The organism is Pectobacterium parvum, from assembly GCF_020971565.1.
GTDB classification, from domain to species: Bacteria; Pseudomonadota; Gammaproteobacteria; order Enterobacterales; family Enterobacteriaceae; genus Pectobacterium; species Pectobacterium polare.
Window position 1 is genome coordinate 4,213,818 of the sequence record NZ_CP087392.1, and the last position, 17,401, is coordinate 4,231,218.

10 protein-coding genes are annotated in these 17,401 nt (G+C 49.4%); 7 read left to right on the top strand and 3 right to left on the bottom strand.

Annotated elements, in window-relative coordinates:
- The first annotated feature begins 33 nt into the window (after positions 1-33).
- The 6 genes from sctI to LOZ86_RS18990 are packed head-to-tail and all read left to right on the top strand — an operon-like array spanning position 34 to position 3,240.
- A complete protein-coding gene (gene sctI / locus LOZ86_RS18965; protein ID WP_039481725.1) occupies positions 34-357 on the top strand; it encodes a type III secretion system inner rod subunit SctI in 324 nt (107 codons plus the stop codon).
- Positions 357-1,154 carry a type III secretion system inner membrane ring lipoprotein SctJ gene (sctJ, locus tag LOZ86_RS18970; protein ID WP_039481727.1) on the top strand — a complete coding sequence of 266 codons (798 nt, stop codon included), beginning with the start codon at positions 357-359 and terminating at the stop codon, positions 1,152-1,154. Before sctI ends, sctJ begins: the two co-directional genes overlap by 1 nt.
- The gene (locus tag LOZ86_RS18975) at positions 1,144-1,701 is read left to right on the top strand and encodes a hypothetical protein (protein WP_039481731.1); all 558 of its coding nucleotides are present in this window, start codon (positions 1,144-1,146) and stop codon (positions 1,699-1,701) included. Before sctJ ends, LOZ86_RS18975 begins: the two co-directional genes overlap by 11 nt.
- Complete coding sequence (locus LOZ86_RS18980; RefSeq protein WP_161546666.1) at positions 1,679-2,365, top strand: type III secretion protein; 687 nt, start codon at positions 1,679-1,681, stop codon at positions 2,363-2,365. The genes LOZ86_RS18975 and LOZ86_RS18980 overlap by 23 nt, the downstream gene beginning before the upstream one ends.
- On the top strand, positions 2,355-2,684 hold the full coding sequence (locus tag LOZ86_RS18985) for a hypothetical protein (RefSeq protein ID WP_039481735.1): 330 nt from the start codon (positions 2,355-2,357) through the stop codon (positions 2,682-2,684). The genes LOZ86_RS18980 and LOZ86_RS18985 overlap by 11 nt, the downstream gene beginning before the upstream one ends.
- Positions 2,685-2,739: 55 nt before the next feature.
- On the top strand, positions 2,740-3,240 hold the full coding sequence (locus tag LOZ86_RS18990) for a lytic transglycosylase domain-containing protein (RefSeq protein ID WP_106389049.1): 501 nt from the start codon (positions 2,740-2,742) through the stop codon (positions 3,238-3,240).
- Between the two features lie 1,393 nt (positions 3,241-4,633).
- Here the strand turns inward: LOZ86_RS18990 and LOZ86_RS18995 are convergent.
- Positions 4,634-5,380, bottom strand: coding sequence for a transcriptional regulator (locus LOZ86_RS18995; protein WP_052012027.1), 747 nt, complete (start codon positions 5,378-5,380; stop codon positions 4,634-4,636).
- 1,093 nt (positions 5,381-6,473) lie between these two features.
- Between LOZ86_RS18995 and LOZ86_RS19000 the strand changes: the two genes are divergently transcribed.
- Positions 6,474-8,555, top strand: a complete 2,082-nt coding sequence (locus LOZ86_RS19000; RefSeq protein WP_039481737.1) for a DUF4034 domain-containing protein — start codon at positions 6,474-6,476, stop codon at positions 8,553-8,555.
- Positions 8,556-8,954: 399 nt separating this feature from the next.
- Here LOZ86_RS19000 and LOZ86_RS19005 read toward each other — a convergent pair whose 3' ends face one another.
- Positions 8,955-11,069 carry an amino acid adenylation domain-containing protein gene (locus tag LOZ86_RS19005; RefSeq protein ID WP_230242626.1) on the bottom strand — a complete coding sequence of 705 codons (2,115 nt, stop codon included), beginning with the start codon at positions 11,067-11,069 and terminating at the stop codon, positions 8,955-8,957.
- Positions 11,066-17,398 (bottom strand): non-ribosomal peptide synthetase, encoded by a 6,333-nt coding sequence (locus LOZ86_RS19010; protein ID WP_165707526.1) that lies wholly within the window; start codon positions 17,396-17,398, stop codon positions 11,066-11,068. The genes LOZ86_RS19005 and LOZ86_RS19010 overlap by 4 nt, the downstream gene beginning before the upstream one ends.
- Positions 17,399-17,401: the final 3 nt, after the last annotated feature.

The following is a 17,401-nucleotide window of genomic DNA, read 5'->3' on the forward strand; positions in this document are numbered from 1 at the left end:
CTCCCTGTGCATATTTTTTTATTAGGATATCGCATGAGCCAACCAGTTGAAGCATTATTATCGCTAACGCGTTTAGCCCCCAAAACTTCCATACAAGAAGATCATTCATCTATCCGCGTACACGATCAAAATTTTAACAATCTAGTTTCCAGCACGTTTAATAAAATTAGTGAAACAGATATGCAATTCAAAGACGTCATTAATATATTAAGTCAATCGCCAGAATATACCAGTGATCCACAAAAACTATTAACGCTGCAAAGTTACATAGGTGAATATAGTAACTACGTGTCTCTTGTTAGTACATTAGTACGTAAAGGGGTCAGTACTATTGAAACACTGGAAAAAGCACAGTAATGATAAAAAAAATATTTCAGACGATTAGCATTTTATTTACGGTATTGATGTTGTCAGCTTGCCGTGAAGATGCCGTCCTTAATAACTTGACTCAAGAACAGGCTAACCAAGCGTTGGCCATTTTACAGCAGCATAACATTGCTGCAAGAAAAGATGGCACATTGAAATCAGGCTATACCATCGCAGTTGATAACAGCGAGGTCACGGCTGCGCTTTCTATTATTAGCCAATATAAATTACCTTGGTCTACCGACGTACAAATAGCGAATGCATTTCCAGAAAATTCTTTAGTTTCTTCACCAAATGCAGAACAAGCCCGTGTAATCTCTTTGCAAGAACAAAGGCTGGAACAGTCATTAAAAATTATCACTCAAGTAGTTAATGCTAAAGTACATATAAGTTACCCCTCTTTTACTAATGATCTCGGAAATAAAAAGACAAGCAGCCATGTTAGTGTTTTAATTTCTTTCAAAGGAGAAATTGATGAAAACACGTTTATTTCTAAAATTAAATTATTAATTAAGAACAGCTTGGATGATATACGCTATGAGAATATCTCGGTCGTACTTTTCTCTGCTCCACTCATTCAGTATGCTTCACCGATAAAATCGCCAGCATCTATACCAAGCTTGTGGACAATACTTCTTATAATTATTGCCGTGTGCGCAACAGCGATAACCTCGTATGTACTCTATAAGACCAGCAGGCAACCGCCTATTGATCAGAAAAATAACAATGTAGAAACAGATAGTGAACCGCTGGATAAAGATAAAGGATCGCTCAATCATGAAAACTAATATAGAACAGATGATAAGTATCTTATACTATCCCATAAGTTACACCGATCTGAGTCATTTACCAGAAGAACTACTGGTAGATGAAATATGGGACGATACGTTGATAAATTACTGGTTACTTACTCAATATAAACTTGAGGATCTATCAGTAAATAGTACGCCGTACGACCCAATATCATCACTCATATTCACACATTGGCAGAAAATACCCACAATTGCCCACCTAATCGGTGGATATTTACTACGTAGTCAATTGCTGAGTCAGGGTGCATCGTTGTTAATAGACCATCAATTGCTAACATTTATCTCTCTCCCTCTTGTGCACCACGTAGAGATGAAAAATGTAACGCAGCACATGGATACTTATGCGTGGGGTATGGCATTTATTCTTAGCCAGCTTGCTACTTTTCCAATAGCGCTGAGACAGCGCCTTTTTCTCAGTTTTCCAGCTCAAATGACATTACCAGAACATCCAATGTCAAGTCACCCAGACCATATCAATTTGTTAAGAATGGCAATCACTTATGCGAACGATTACCAAAAATGAATTACCGAAAAATTTTAGTAAACTCACGTTAATTAAATCCAGCGAACGGGCTAGATATCGTCGTATGGTCAATGCACTGGAAAGTACACTCAGGCGTTGCAGTGAGATACATGAAGAATATGAATCCCATACAGTCAAGTTAAGAGAAAACTGCGAAAAAGAGGGTTTTTCAACAGGCTTTCATCTCTTTTTTTCTCAGTTAATCACAATGCTGGATCAATATGAAAAACTGCAAAATTTGCGTATGGTCAACATGCGTGAGCATTTGATTGTAGCATTAAAATCTTCGTTACACGATCCTGTCATTGTTGAGCGAATTATTCACCACTTACAAGAGAAATGCGGACATCAAAAAGATCTAAAAATTGTGATACCAAAAATTATTCCACTTCCTGATGGTGTCGATACCTCTCATTATCAATTCACCGATGATAATCATATTACTGTACAGAACGAAACGGAAGCAATCAGATTTCCGAGTGAATCACTTTGTTGGGAATGGATCCACTATGCAGATAATGAAATAGATTCATTAAACAAAAAATTAAATGGCGTTATACCCGAGACTCTCGCTAGCATCGCTACAAAGCTAACTTTATTATGCAAAAAAGAAAATAGCAGTAACACTATCGACGATAAGGAAAAAACCAACGATGAATATTGAAAAAATAATTCAACATAATTCTAATTATCATAACCAATCCAGCACAAATGAAAAATCAGACTTTCATGATAAAGTATTAAAATGTGCTAACAAAAAATGTATTGATAGTAGTCATAAAGAACTATTGGAAAAATTAGCGTCGTATTCACCCAACACAGAAAAAGAAGAATTGTATACATCTTATGATGAATTAAAAACCGTGACAGATGATACTAGCCCACCTCTGGATAATAATCAGATATGTCTATTAATATTTTCAAGTGCGTTTATGGCGAGAATGTTACAGCCTGATTATCTCCTTTCATACGACGATGATTAATTATCACAAAATAACCAGGCCTAATAATTCCCAGCTAAAAGCTGGGATATATATCATGATGAAGAGAAATATTATTTTCACCCTGCCGTTCTTTTTTCCAACACTGGTAACGGCCACAACACAGCAGTATGACTGTATTACTGAAGCAGCAATGTGCTTTCAAATTAATCCACTATTAATTAAAGCAATTATTTTTCAGGAATCTGGAAATAGACAGCATGTCGTGACAAAAAATAAAAACAACACAGTAGATATTGGGCTGATGCAAATAAATAGCATTCATTTTAAAGAGCTTAGCTCGATCGGTATATCAGAGAAAACACTACGCGAGAATAGTTGTGCTAATGTGTTCTCCGGCACATGGATACTACATAAGACTATTCAGCGACATGGCTACTCTTGGGATGGAATCGGTAACTATCATTCTAGCACTCCGCGCCATCATGATAGATACATGAAAAAAATCATCTCGATTATTGCGTATAAAAAAAGAACATTGGATGGAATACACATTACGTTGCAGGACGATATACGCCATAAATTTAAATGCAATTAAAAAAACCTGAACTTATAAAAAACCATCCATTGTATACTTGTCATACTTTAAGCTGCATATATGTTAGCTGCATTTAAATACTCGATCCGTTATGGCCTCACCCTAAAGGATCGCTAGAAGCAGTGTTCAAATCTACTTCCATAAAGTCCCTCTAAGAATTATTTACCAGAGTAAATCTCATTAGAAGGTTTTTTTATGCCGTCATCTATATTAAATTAATTTAATCTTAACAATAATCGTGATAACACACTTTTATTTCTATTCATGTAGTTATTTATATTTGTATTTTCATAACTTTTATTTATATTTTTTTAATTTTCTAAAAAACAGCACTTTCATGCTTCTATATAAAACAATTCATTTTTGAATAAAAATCCTTTGAAACAATTCCTTTATTTCCCTCTAAAGTATTAGAGCTTTTTTTTTAAATTCATTATTACAATTAGAACTCAGTGAATAATACATTAAATCTCTAGAGGTATTAACAACATCTTCACTAAGTTCATCTCTTATAAATTTTAAATAGTTAAGACTTTCTTTATTGTGTTTTTTATAATCAAACCCATTAACCGTAGTATTATCACCACAATTAACAACAATATTATTAATTCTATATTAAATTTTATAAATTAATAATTCTTTCTCTTTTTTCATACTGGAGCATTGTTTTCCCAATCTTTATCTTAACGAGTTAGTGATATTTTTGACATCTCTTAAGTCTCTAACAAAACATTTATTCAATTCTTCTTTAATCCCCCCCCATTTTTAACAGAGTCGATTTCATCGAATAAATTCGCAACTTTTAATAGTTAATTTTTTAAATTTTATATTAGTACCGTCAATTACTTTACTCAAAAAAACATTAATTCTTCCAGCGCTAACCTGTGGTGAAAACATGTTAACCACCTCATTCGTGAATAAAAAATAATAGTAATACCATTGGCATTATAGCATATACAAAAAAACCACTCATTCGAAAAATAAAGTCAAGTATTAAGTGAGATACAAATTTCAGGACAAAACGTAAAGCGTTGGTCCGTTAGGGTAGAGGGAAGCACACGCAAGGATGCCGAGTAGCGTAGCCAATGTACAGACGACTTAAAGCATAACGAGTATACAACAACATAAAATATATTAGAGTGGTCATGAATGAAAAGTACTTGGCGAGATATACTAATAAATATTTTTTAAACCCGATAAATTGCGTGCTATGGCCAGATCGTAGCAGATAAATCACTTAGAGCCTATCCCAGTAGGCGTTATTGGTGCAACGAGTTTGGACTCGAACAGCGCGCGGAAACCGAGGCGTACACATAATACATGAAGGTTTCGAGCACTGCTTAGATTCAAAATAGAAAATAAAGTAGCCCTAATGGGATAGGTTCTAGTACCGTCAATAATTATTCCAAGTATAGGTGCTATGTTCCTCGCCAGAGGAACACGTTACATTTTTTTCTTTTTTATTACAAAATAAAAGATCATCTTTGTCATTATAAAAATAATTTTCATTCCATATAAAATCTTTACGAACATGAGCACGTTCTTCATTTAGAATTAAAGGGATTTCTCGCATTTTTGATCCTCTAAAAATCAGTACGGCCATAAAAATAACGATGCCACAGGTAAATAACATAAATATTTTTTTCGGAAAAAATCCTTTTTTAGATAAAAATCTACTCGCGAAAGAGGGTTCATAGAGAAATGAAAATTTCGATTCGGCTATAGCATGCTTATTATCATCAAGTACTTCAGGACTGCCATTTTTCCAAAAAATATTTTCCTGCTCGACTTCATAAATATTTACCTCTGGTGTACTAAAAGATGGCGGTGTTGCAAGCTGATAGCCTAGTTTAGGGATCGTAGTAATAATATTTTTATTTTTGTCTTCCAGAATTCGCCTCAATGAGCGAATCACTTGTGCAATACTTTGCGAAGTGACATACCCTCCCTGCCACACCTCTGTCAAAAAATCATCTTGTGAAACAGGCTGTGGATATTTTCGGCATAGAAGCGCGAGAACATCAGCTTCCTTTTTTCTTAATTGGTAAACTTCTTCATCTTTTGTCAAGCTTCTCATTTTGATGTTGAAAGAAAAATTAAGAAAATAAACCAGCCCGCCATTTATTGATGTATCTTTCATACCTAATCCCATGAATGCTTTGTTTCATATAATTCATCGTAAAATAAATTTTTGGCACAATAACTAAAATTATACGCTTATAGGAACAGCAACAATTATTTACAACATAAAATTAACAAACCGTGTAAGAACATGTGAAAATACGATAGGAAATATTTTATTATTGAATAATGATAACGGACACAGTCTATCGACCGTTTTTTAAACAAAACGCAAACGAAGTATATCAAAGTGATGATGCGCATAGTATTAGAAGCAGAGATAGAGGATATTTTTATTAATAAACAACAGCTTTCAGTTTTATCGTCAAACAATTTAATTTAAACAACATCCAAAGTTAATCAAATACTCTAATGAAGATTTTATTTATTTTCTCGCTTACATCATACCCAAGAGAGCTTAAGATTTTTCAAATAAATTATTATCTTACGCTACCCCGCCTAGCTTTCGCCATCAAAAAGTTGGGTGGGGTAGCCAAGATTTTTTAGGAAGAAGCCCATGGAAATAACTCACCTCTACCTCCAGTGACAATAACATCAGCATTCAATTGGCTCTACCAAAAAACGCCTCAAGCAAGAATGATCGAAAAAACATAAGGCAAATCTTTCACTTTTTAAGATTATTCTGCATATAGATTATACTCAGTTAAAATAGCCCGCCGTGCGTAAAAACCAACTAACTAAGTACAATTCGCCACTGTTCTTACAATAATACGCTAGTCAGCACGCTTAATTATGCATTTCATCCTTTTTCATACGGCATTAATTACAAAATTTTAAAAAATCATTTACATTCCAGTAAAAACTGATGCATCTATATCAATTTATCAGGTATTATTTTAACCATGACCAAATAGATGCGATGAATACCAGTACAGAGAAACAGTATCAATATACACACGGTACAGAGATTCAAAGAGCACACTATTTGTTCCCTATGGGGTCATCCCCCAAATTGTCGGTGTTATCTGGGCACTCAATTATGTATTGTTCGATATCAAACAGATAACAACCCAAAATTCACCAGCACATGCCGATAACAAAGCGCGATGCTGTCGGCGTGATGACTCAACAACAGGCTAAAAATTTACGCTATGACATTAATTTCTGAATCACTCACCGCATTGGTGAAGCGCCGCGCGCAGCTGCGCGAGATGTTCGCGACGCATCAATTCGATGCACTTGATACCCTGCTGGAACAAGAACATCAGGTTTGGCTGGACGGCCCGAACCTGCCTTATACCTATCTCTGGCACGTCAATTCGCTCTTTGACCCAGCGGTATCTGATGCCGATACCCTGCCGCACTTGCAGGCATGGGTTGCCGCACGCCCTGAGAGCTATCACGCCACTTATCTGACAGGGCAATATTGGGAGAACGCCGCTGCACGGATTCGTACCTCAAATGGCGGAGAATATGTCGAAAACGATCGCTGGATGGGAGCGGAACTGGCTCGCGATCTGGGCGTCGCGGCATACCTGCGCGCCAGTGCTTTACATCAGCGGCCTGCTCTGACCTTTTCACGCCTGTTTCGTTTGACCTGCTATTTAGGGGAACCACAGTGGCTCGGCGTCTTACTACAAGGCGGTGAGCCACTGACCTACGCACAGCGTCAGGCGCAGATTGAACCCGAGCTTTGGGAAGCCGGTCTACAGCACCTGCGTAATGAAGGTGCACAAGAACTTGTTGAGCTTCCTGTTGCTCTGCCCACTTCGCTGCCGGCCAGAGAGGAACACGAATGGGAAGAGCCTATGCACTACTGGCTGCGTGCCACCTTAGCCGTTCGTCCACAGGACGTAGAAGTGCGCAAAGAGTGCGTTTACTTCCTGTACCCACGCTGGGGCGGCAGCCATGAGGTCATGACACAATTTATTGATGGACCACTGTGTGAAGTGCTGACAGAGCAGGAACGTAACAGCCTGCGTGTGACGCAGTGTTGGGACTACCTTGGCTATGCCGCACTCATTCCAGACGCAGACGATACCGAAAGCATCACATACTGTCGGGAAACGTTCGACTGGCTGCTGGGTCTGGAACTCTTTCCTGAAACCCGCGCGCGTGTTTTACGCCAGTACGCCTGGTTCCTCAGCCACTATGCACGCATTGAGGATGAAAACGGCATCCACTGGAATAAAGCGGATATGCAACTGGCCTACGATCTGATGGTTGAAGCGTGGCAGGTTGATCTTCCTGAAACACATCCTGATGAAGATGCACTCGACACTTTAATAAGCTGTGTGAATTTTGCTGGTATCGAAGACCGTTTCCCGTTGATGCCAAAATTTCTGGAACGCTGTCAGGCGTGGGCTGATTCAGCGTATGAAACCACTATTGCCGCACTCGCCAGTAAATTTGGTTTCTATGGCATCGCTCAAGGCCAGTTCGACAGCGATGCGTTACTCGCCCGTTGCCGCACTCTCGAGTCCGATGTCAATTTTGGCCAAGCCGCCGCTAACCTGTTTGAGTCGGTTTCTGAAGAAGCGGGCGTATTCTTGATGCACGAGGCCGCCGACTGGGGAGAAGCCTCTTCAATGGCAGCGCTCTCCGATTTATATTCCGGGCATTTGTCCCGCCGTAACGGGCGCGATCCTTCGCCTTATGAAGATCAAGAAAAAGCGAAATACTGGCAGGAAAAAGCCGCAGACGCAGGCAATGAATTTTGCCAGTACAACATTGCCTATGGCCTGGTAAGAGATAATGAAACGCTGTTGCCAGAGCAGTACCAGCGCGCACGCGAACTGATGTTCGGCGTACTGCATCGCCCCAACGTGGGGAGAACGGTGTGGACGCGCGCAGCAAGGGAACTGAGCACGCTGCTGCTGTTTAGCAACATTGCGGAAGATCAGGCAGTCTGTGTGGATGTGGTCCTGCCTGAATTATGGAACGACGAGGAGGATGCCAACCGCGACTATGCGGCGGGTTACTATGCCCATGCTTTCCGTACCGGCGCGGGCGTCGCCCAGAATAGCTATCTGGCCAAAGTGTGGATCGACCGCGCGCTGGAAATCAGCCCTGATAGCCAGTACAACCGCGATCGGGCGAACGAAATCTATCAACGCAGCGGCATGCTGGGCGGCGTTCGCGCCAAAATGGGCTTTAGCCGCGATAAAGCGCAAATGGATGCGCGTGGACGTGCCATCACGTTTGGCGATGACGCCGATCAAGAGCACCAGTAAGCTACAACCGATTTCCCTCTGATCGTGCTGTTTTATATACAAATAATATAGCGGCGAAACTGGGATTGATCGTTACCCGGCGTAAGAAATTATGCTGAGGAGGGAGCAGGCTTAGGATGAGCCGCATGGATGCGGCGAAAGCTTGCGCCACGTCGGGAACGTGTCGCAAGCGGTCCGTTAAGCCTGATACCGACGAAGGCATCGCGCAGCGACATAATTTAGCCGGAAGCCAGGGTTCACAGGGCGACGGCAACTGAGCCGCCCTGTGCGGGCGCGTGCTACGAGGTAGCATGAGAATAGCAGTATTGTGGCGCACGAAACCGTCTCCGCATTCACATAGAATGTGACCAGGAAGCTGCTCATCGCAGTGAAATAGCAGCACCGCTGCCCCACTGACTATCAGACGTCCGTCAAACGCTTGCGATCAACCTTGCCGCTGCCGGTTTTGGGCAGCTTGTCGAGCACCACAACGCGTCCCGGCACCATGTAAGCCGGTAAGAACTGATGCAGCTGTTTGCGCAGCGCCAGTTTAGTCATCTCCGAGCCGGGTTTATATTCCACGTAGCCGACCAACACCGCCTCATCTCCCTCGCCCTGAAGTTTGACGGCCGCATCCTGCACCTGCTCGATCCGCTTCAATTGCGCCTCGATCTCCCCTAGCTCGATGCGAAACCCTCGTAATTTCACCTGATCGTCGAAACGCCCCAGATACTGATAACGATCGTCCGCCAGCAGCCGGACTTTATCGCCGGTGCGGTACATTCTCTGCCCGGATTCCTCCTGTTGAATAAAACGATCCTGCGTCAGATCGTCACGCTGCCAGTATCCGCTGCTCAGCGCGTCACCGAGAATGCACAGTTCGCCGACCATCCCTTCCGCCAGCGGATGACGATCATCATCGGTCACCAGATGCTGATAGCCCGCCAGCGTGTTGCCCAGCGCGACCGTGTGCTGGTTCTCCAACGCCGCGCCATCAATCTGCGCCATCTGCGACCAAATTGTCGCTTCGGTTGGCCCAAAGCAGTTCCACAGCGTCCTGCACCGGCTGACCAGACGCTGCGCCAGTCGCAGATCCAGCGCTTCACCGCCGCAGAGCGCGACCAGATCGGGTTTGCCCTGCCAGCCTGCTTTGAACATCATGCGCCAGAAAGCAGGCGTAGCCTGCAAGATGTTGATCTCAGGCCGAGTCTGCAAGTACGCCGCGACCGCCTGCGGATCTTTGTACTCCTCGTGCGTGGTCAGGTGCTGTACACCGCCAACCCACAGCGGCGCAAACACTTCCAGCATGGAGATATCAAACGCCAGCGTGGTAATCAGCAGCCAGTTGGCCTTATCCGTTAAAGCCAGCCGATCGACGCTGGCATGAATAAAGGTTTGCAGCGCTCGCTGACCAATCACCACGCCTTTCGGTTTCCCCGTCGAACCGGAGGTAAACATCATGTAGGCCGCCGTTTCCGGTCCACCGTCCCGCGCCAGCTGTACGCTCGCCGTGGAATCGCTGGCGGCGTACGGTAAATCGCACAGGTTCAGTATCGGACAGTCAAACGCCAGCGAGCCGCCGGTATAACCGTCCTGCAAGACCGCTGCCAGCGCCGCTTCCTGCTGAATTGCCTGTAGACGCTCCCCCGGAAAATCCGGCTCCAGCGGCACAAACGTCACCTGAGAAAACAGGCAGGCCAGCAGCGCCGCTACAGTGTCAGGCTGACGGCTAAGGTGCAGCCCCACACGCTGACCAGCCGTCACCCCCTGCGCCGCCAGCGCCTGCTGAATCAGCGCCACACGTTGCAGCAGCTCCCGATAGCGAATTTCGCGTTCCTGAAAGACGATCGCCACGCGATCCTGACGCGCTTCCTGAGTCAGGCGCGCCAGAAGTTCATCATGCAGCGCGTGCGTCGTTGCTCTGTGCGGTAGCGGCACCACCTGCGGGCTGAGGCGAATCTGTGCCAGCCGTTCCCAGCGCGGTGCCAGCAGGCCATCAAGTAGCTGCGTCAGATCGCGGGCAATACGCTGTAGCTGCCGATTGTCGAACTGCCCACTAGGCGCAGTCAGAATTAACCGATCGTTCTGAACCTGTACGATCAGCGCCACGTTTTGCGCCGCTTTTTGTACTACCACAGGTAACAATGCCATCTCCCCCACGATCAGCAGGCTGCTAAACAGCGCATGCTGGGTATCTTCTGCCAGCATTTCTGACGCAGACTGCGGATCGCACGACGATCCCACGGCAGCGATCCATTCGCTGACGAGACGATCGCGCTGGTGAAAATGCACGATCAGCGGCCTTACGTTGTCAGGAAGATCGGCCGTGACGAACGCCGCACACACCTGCTCTTCACCACTGTATTTGTACAGCAGCCAGCTCCACGCCGCGCTCACCAGAGACGTGGGATAGTGCTTAATCAGTTCACTGCTGTGCCGCTGTTCACCGTGCGCGGCACCCACCCGCTGCCCGAAGGCCGTGGGCTGTTGGATATCCGCCAGCGGATTCCCTACGGCTTCATCATTCCCTGTCATGACAGCGTTTCCTCATTGGCGGTAACCCTCGACTGTGCCAGATACCCGCTCAGCGCCTGCGGTGACGGGTAGCGTTGTAATAACGCCACGCTCACCGGCTGCGCTAACGCCCGGCTCAATGCCTGTGCCAGCGCAATACGCTGGAGCGAATCGACACCGCTTTCACACAGCGTCTGCGACCAGAGGCCGGATTCACTGGGACTAGGTTTACTGAGATGTAGCGCCTGCGCCCACACGCGCAGCAGCGACTGGGCAGACGGCGTATCAGGCAAGCCAACGTGGTTACCCGACGCGGTTTGCTGTGTCGTGTCGCGTGCCGCCGCTTTACTATGTCCGATAATCTCGGCTGGCTGCTGTGGTAAACTATTCACCAGCGCCACCACTTCGTCATGCCAGCGCATCAGCACGCGACGCGCCTGCGCACTGTCCAGTACATCGGCATCAAACTCGAAGCGCAGCAGCATGCAGCCTGCCTGCTCACGCACCACCAGATTTAGCGGCATCTCGACTTTTTCGTAGGCGGCTGAGAATTCGGGAGATAACCGATGCGGCTCATCAGCACGTTGGCCCTGCTCCACTTTTGCACCAGGATAGTTTTCATAAATAAACAGGCTGTTGAACAGACGCGAACGTCCGGCCGTCAGCGCAATCAGCGACTGCGTAGCATGCTGATTCATCGCCATCAGCTCATTCTGCAACTGCACCAGATGCTGTTGCAGCGATACCGGCTGCTGCCAGCTCAGCGCCAACGGCAGGCTGTTGATGTACAGACCCACGCTGCTCGCCACGTCCTCCACCGGACTTTCCCTGCCCGACAGCACATTCCCGACAATACTGACCGAATCACCGGTCGAGCGCGCCAGCAACCGGTGCCAGGCGTATTGCGCGATAATGCTGTGCGTAACGCCCACCTCGCGGGCAAAGGCAATCAGTGCAGACTGATCCTGTTCGTTCAGGCTCACGCCGGTGACCTGTGGTTCAACCTGCGTCAGGTGCTGGCTGAGATCGGCGCGTTTCCCCGCCGCCGCAAACAGCATCGCTACATCGTTCGTTTGCGTCAGCAGCGGCTGCCGCTGCTGCCAGAAGGCATCGACAGCGGGCTGCTGCGCCACGGCGTGCAGCGCGTGACCCACATAGGCGCGATCCACCTGAATCGCGGATGTTTCAGCGCGCATCAGCAGCAAATAATCACGATGTACCGCGCCCAATAGCTGTGGACCACTCCAGCCATCAATCACGCTGTGGTGACAGCTCAGGAGCACCCGATAATCCTGCTCACCCAAACGGAAACAGGCAATGCGCAACAGCGGCGGCTGCGACAAGTTAAATCCGGTGCGTAAATCCTGCTGGCGATAGCGCTCGATAACCGCCAGTGGATCGACCTCCTGCGCCACATCCTGATAGTAGAAAGGCAGGTCTGCCTGCGTCACAATCACCTGTACGCTGGCACACTCGCTTTCCAGCGCGGCACGCAGCGCCGGGAAACGCTGAATCTGACGCTGCCATGCCTGACGATAGCCTTCCACGTCCAGCGCCTGGGCATAGCGGATCGGCGTTTGCAGATGGTAAGCATCGTCCTGTGGACAGCGCAGGCGGTGATACAACATTGACTGCTGGAGCGATGACAGCGGCAGCAGCGTGTCGATGTCATAACGCTGCGACAGGCTATCGAGTTGCGTCTGGCTCAGCGTCACCGCCGGGAAGTCACTGGGGGTAAAGGCGGTGCCGTGGTTCAGCTGTGCCAAACAAGCTTCCGTCAGCGCACGCAGATTTTCCGTCAGTCGTGCCATCAGGCGTTCGCTGTCACGCTGGTTGAGGCAACCGACCTGACGCAGCGTCAGCTGTCCGCCCGCAATACCACCGTGGAGACTGATAACCTCCGCCGGTTTATTCTCCGTCGCGACGCAGCCTCCCGGCGCGACATCTACCGGACGCCACACACCAGCCGCCTGAACCGACAGCCCGAGATAGTTGAACACAATCGGCGACAGCGTTAGCGAGCTGCCCTGCGGGTGATGGTAGCGCAGCGGGTTAAAGCCGACGCCTTTATCCGGCACCTGACGCAGCTGTTCCTTGCTGGATTTAATCAGGGAAGTCCAGTCAGATCGATCTTGCAGACATACCGGATAGGTGCTGGTAAACCACCCCACCGTGCGGCTGACATCCAGCGTCGGATCAATCGCTTCACGACCGTGCCCTTCCAGCATGATGCGTGCTTTGTCGCCCCAGCCGAGATCGTTTAGCGTACGGGTCAGCGCTGCCAGCAGCAGATCGCTGACTTCGGTATTAAAGGCACGATTCGCTTCGCTCACCAGTTGGCCTGTGGTTTCCGCATCCAGCGTCAGAATCGCTGCACTGGCCTGGCCCTGCGGATCTTTCGCCGCCAGCAGCGCCGTCTGATCCACGCCGTCTTCCTGCGCCTGCCAGTACGTCAGCTGTTCCGCATGCTGCGTAGCATAGTTACTCAGCGCCGTGCCCCACTGGCGATAGCTCGACGTTTTCGGCAACAGCGGTTCACCGAGGTACAGCCGCTCCAGATCGTCGACCAGAATGCGCCAGGACACGGCATCAATCACCAGATGGTGGAAAGCAAGGAACACAGCCATGTCGGCCTGCGGATGGTGCCGCACCAGTGCGGCGGCCATCGTTCTTCCCTGCGCGGGATCGAATTCACTCTGCAACGCGGTAAACGCCTGTTGCAGGCCGTCGTCACCGAGCTGGCGATAATCCAGCGTCGACACCACAGGGCAAGGCACATCCGTCAGATAGCGCTGCCCGTCGGCATCACAGGCCAGACGCAGCGCGTCATGCTGCGCCATCAGCGCCTGCAACATCGTCGTCAGGCGTTCGGTATCCACGTCCGGCAGTTGGATCATCGCCGCCTGATTCCAGTGTTCAGGGCGTGCCAGCGGCTGTTCCATAAACCAGCGCTGAATCGGCAGCAGCGCGAATTCGCCTTCCAGCGCGCCCTGCTCCGCGACAATCCCTGTGTCACGGGTATTCTGTGCCAGCACGCGGCACAGACGCCGCACGCTCTTCGCCTCGAAAACGTCTTTCACCGTGCAGACATAGCCCGCGCTGCGCAGACGGGTGGTCAGTTGAATACTAAGGATGGAATCGCCGCCTAAGCGGAAGAAATCATCCTCAACGCCCAGCGGCGTATTCAGAACGCTGCGCCAAATCGCCAGCACGTCCGCTTCCAGCGGATTATCGGCTTCACCGTCGCCTTCATTGGCCTCAAGCACTGGCGGCAGCTGTTTCGTATCGAGTTTGCCATTCGGCGTCAGCGGCATGTCTTCCAGCAGAATCAGCCGGAAAGGCACCATGTATTCGGGCAAATGCTTCGCGACATCAATCAGCACAGCGGCAGGCTCTGGGCTGCTGCTACCGGCTTTCACCGTGCCATAGGCGACCAGCGCCGGACGGTTCCCGACCTGCGCCACGATGACTTTAACCTGCTTCAACAACGGACAGACCGCCGCCAGCTGTGCCTCGATTTCACCCGGCTCAATGCGGTAGCCGCGCAGCTTAATCTGCTCATCAATACGGCCACAGTATTCATAGTCGCCGTTGTTCAGCAGTCTGGCCTTGTCGCCCGAGCGATAAATGCGCAGCGTCGCCGTGCCGTGTTCGACATTATTTACATCACTCAGCGTGATATGTTCAAAGCGGCTGGCCGTCATCTGTGGCTGATTGAGGTAGCCACGCGCCAACCCAAGCCCCGCAAGACACAGTTCGCCCGGCACGCCCGCCGGACACAGTTGCCCGGCCGCGTCCAGAATCAGCGCCTGAATATGCGCGATGGGTTTCCCGATGGTGACAGGCTGACCTTTACGCAGGCGGGTGCTCAACGCGGTGACGGTACACTCCGTCGGCCCGTACATGTTGTACAGCGCGACCTTATTGGCCCAGTTTTCCACCACGGCATTCGGGCAGGCTTCACCGCCCATGCCAATCGCCTGAATGCCATTAACGTGCTGTGGATCGAGAATCGACATCAGCGCCGTCGGCAGGATCAAGTGCGTCGCACCCGTCTGTTCGGCCTGCACAATCGCCCGATCGTTGGGCTCGCCAAACGCCAACGTGCCACCGCTGCTCAGCGGCAGCAGCGTCGTCATGTTACCGGCGTCAAACGAGAGCGACATGCAGTTGAACATGGTACTTTGCGGCGTGAACGCGATGCGATCGCGATGATCGTCCAGCAAATTGATCAACGAACCGTGTTCGATCATGACGCCTTTCGGCAGACCGGTCGATCCCGAGGTGTAGATCACCTGCGCCAGCTGTTGGGCATGGCGCGGAATGGCAGGCGGTTCATCGCCCGGCAGATCGTGCCACTGTGCGACAACATTAGGATTGGTCAGATCGATGCACTGTTCGGCGGACCACTGTGCCAGCTGCTGCCCATCGCCGCCGAGAATGACGGCAAGATTGGCATCGGTAATGATGTGGCGCAGCCGCTCCGGCGGATAGTCGGGATCCAGCGGCACATAGGCAGCACCCGCTTTCCAGACGGCCAGCAGCGCGATGACAAAATAGCGATCGCGTTTCGCCAGCACGCCAACCAGCGACTGTTCGCCCAGCCCCTGACGGTGCAGCCAGTGCGCCAGTTGATTCGCCTGCCTGTTCAGCTCAGCGTACGTCAGCGTGTCGGTGCGCTGTTCGCCATCAAAGGCTATCGCCAGCTGCTGGGGATCGCGCTGGGCGATTGCCTCAATCACGTCGGTTACCGTCAGCTGCGGCTGCGGATAGCTACGCGGCAGTTGCTGACTCTCTGCCAGCACGGCGTCAAATCGCTCCGCTTCCATCAGCGGCAGATGCCAGACATCGGTTTCCGGTGCCTCAACCACGGCCTCAATCAGCCGGATAAAGCGGTCGGCGTAATACTGGATCGTCTGGCGCTCAAACAGCGCGGTGGCAAATAGCCAGTCCAACCGCACCTCGCCCATCAGCTCCGTCACCTTGACCGAAATATCAGTCTTGGCAGGCAGCACCGGCGACGTTTCTTCCGCTGCATCACAGCCGGGGATCAGATCGTTGAAATCCACTTTGGCCTGATACACCAGCATCACCTGGAAGATCGGATTGATCGCAGTGGTGCGATCGGAACCGATCGCCTCGCTCAGCGCTTCAAAACGGTAAAGTTGATGATCGAAAGCCGACAGATCCTGCTCGCGGCAATATTGCAGGTAATCGACAAAACTCTGGCTGTCCTGCAACTGGGTACGCAGCACGATGGTGTTAACGAAAAAGCCGACGACGTCTTCGATATCCGGCCGCTCGCGGTAGGCCAGCGGTGAACCAATGACGATATCTTTCTCGCCGCTGATGCGCGCCAGCATCAGGGAGAACACCGCATGCAGGCCAATGAAGTTAGACGTATTGTAGCGCTGACACAGGCGTTTGAATTTATCCCACAGATCGTTGTTGATCGCGGAGAAGATCACCTCACCGCCGCTGTTCTGGTGCGCCGGACGGGGTTTATCCAGCGGCAGGCTGTGCACCTCGGGGATCCCCGTCAGTCGCTCAACCCAGAACGGTTTGAATTCATTGTGATAATCCAGAAACGAGGCCGAATTGAACCAGTGTGCGTAATCGATATAGTTAAGCTGGGTCGGCTCGACAGGATAAGGCTGGCGGTTTTGACAGGCCAGAAAAGCCGGTTTGAAGTCCGCAAACATATTCTTCACCGACCAGCCATCGGAAATAATATGGTGCTGGGTGATCATCAACACGTGCACCCGTTCACTCATCTTCACCAGCCGCACGCGGGTGAGATCGCCTGCCGTGAGCTCGAACGGGCGGCTGATTTCCGCTTTTACCTGCTGTTGCAAGCGCGCTTCCCGTTCCGCTTCTGGCAGCAGCGAGAAGTCATCATGCTGTATCACAAACGGTTGATAGGCATCGATACGCTGCTCACCCTTGCCCTGTTCATTGACCACAAAGCGGGTGCGCAGGCTGGCATGGCGCTGCGCCAGCGCGTCAAAGGCAAACTCCAGCGCGGCAACATCCAGCGTGCCGGTCAGGCGAAAATAGACCGGCATATTGTAGAGGTGTGACTGCTCTTCGTACTGTTCGATAAACCACAGTCCGCTTTGCGATGACGATAGCGGGCCAGACGTCGCATTCTGCGGCGTGATGGGGCGCTCAAACGCCTGCTGCGCCGTCAGGCAGCGCACAATGGCGTCTTTGTTTTCCTTAATCGTGCGCCCAATGTCTGCCGTGATCGCATCTTTGTTGGACTGCGAAATCAGCTGCCCTTGTGCATTCAACGCCAGACGAACGCCCTGCCGTTCCAGCTGCTTTAACAGCGTTACGATATCTTTCATGAC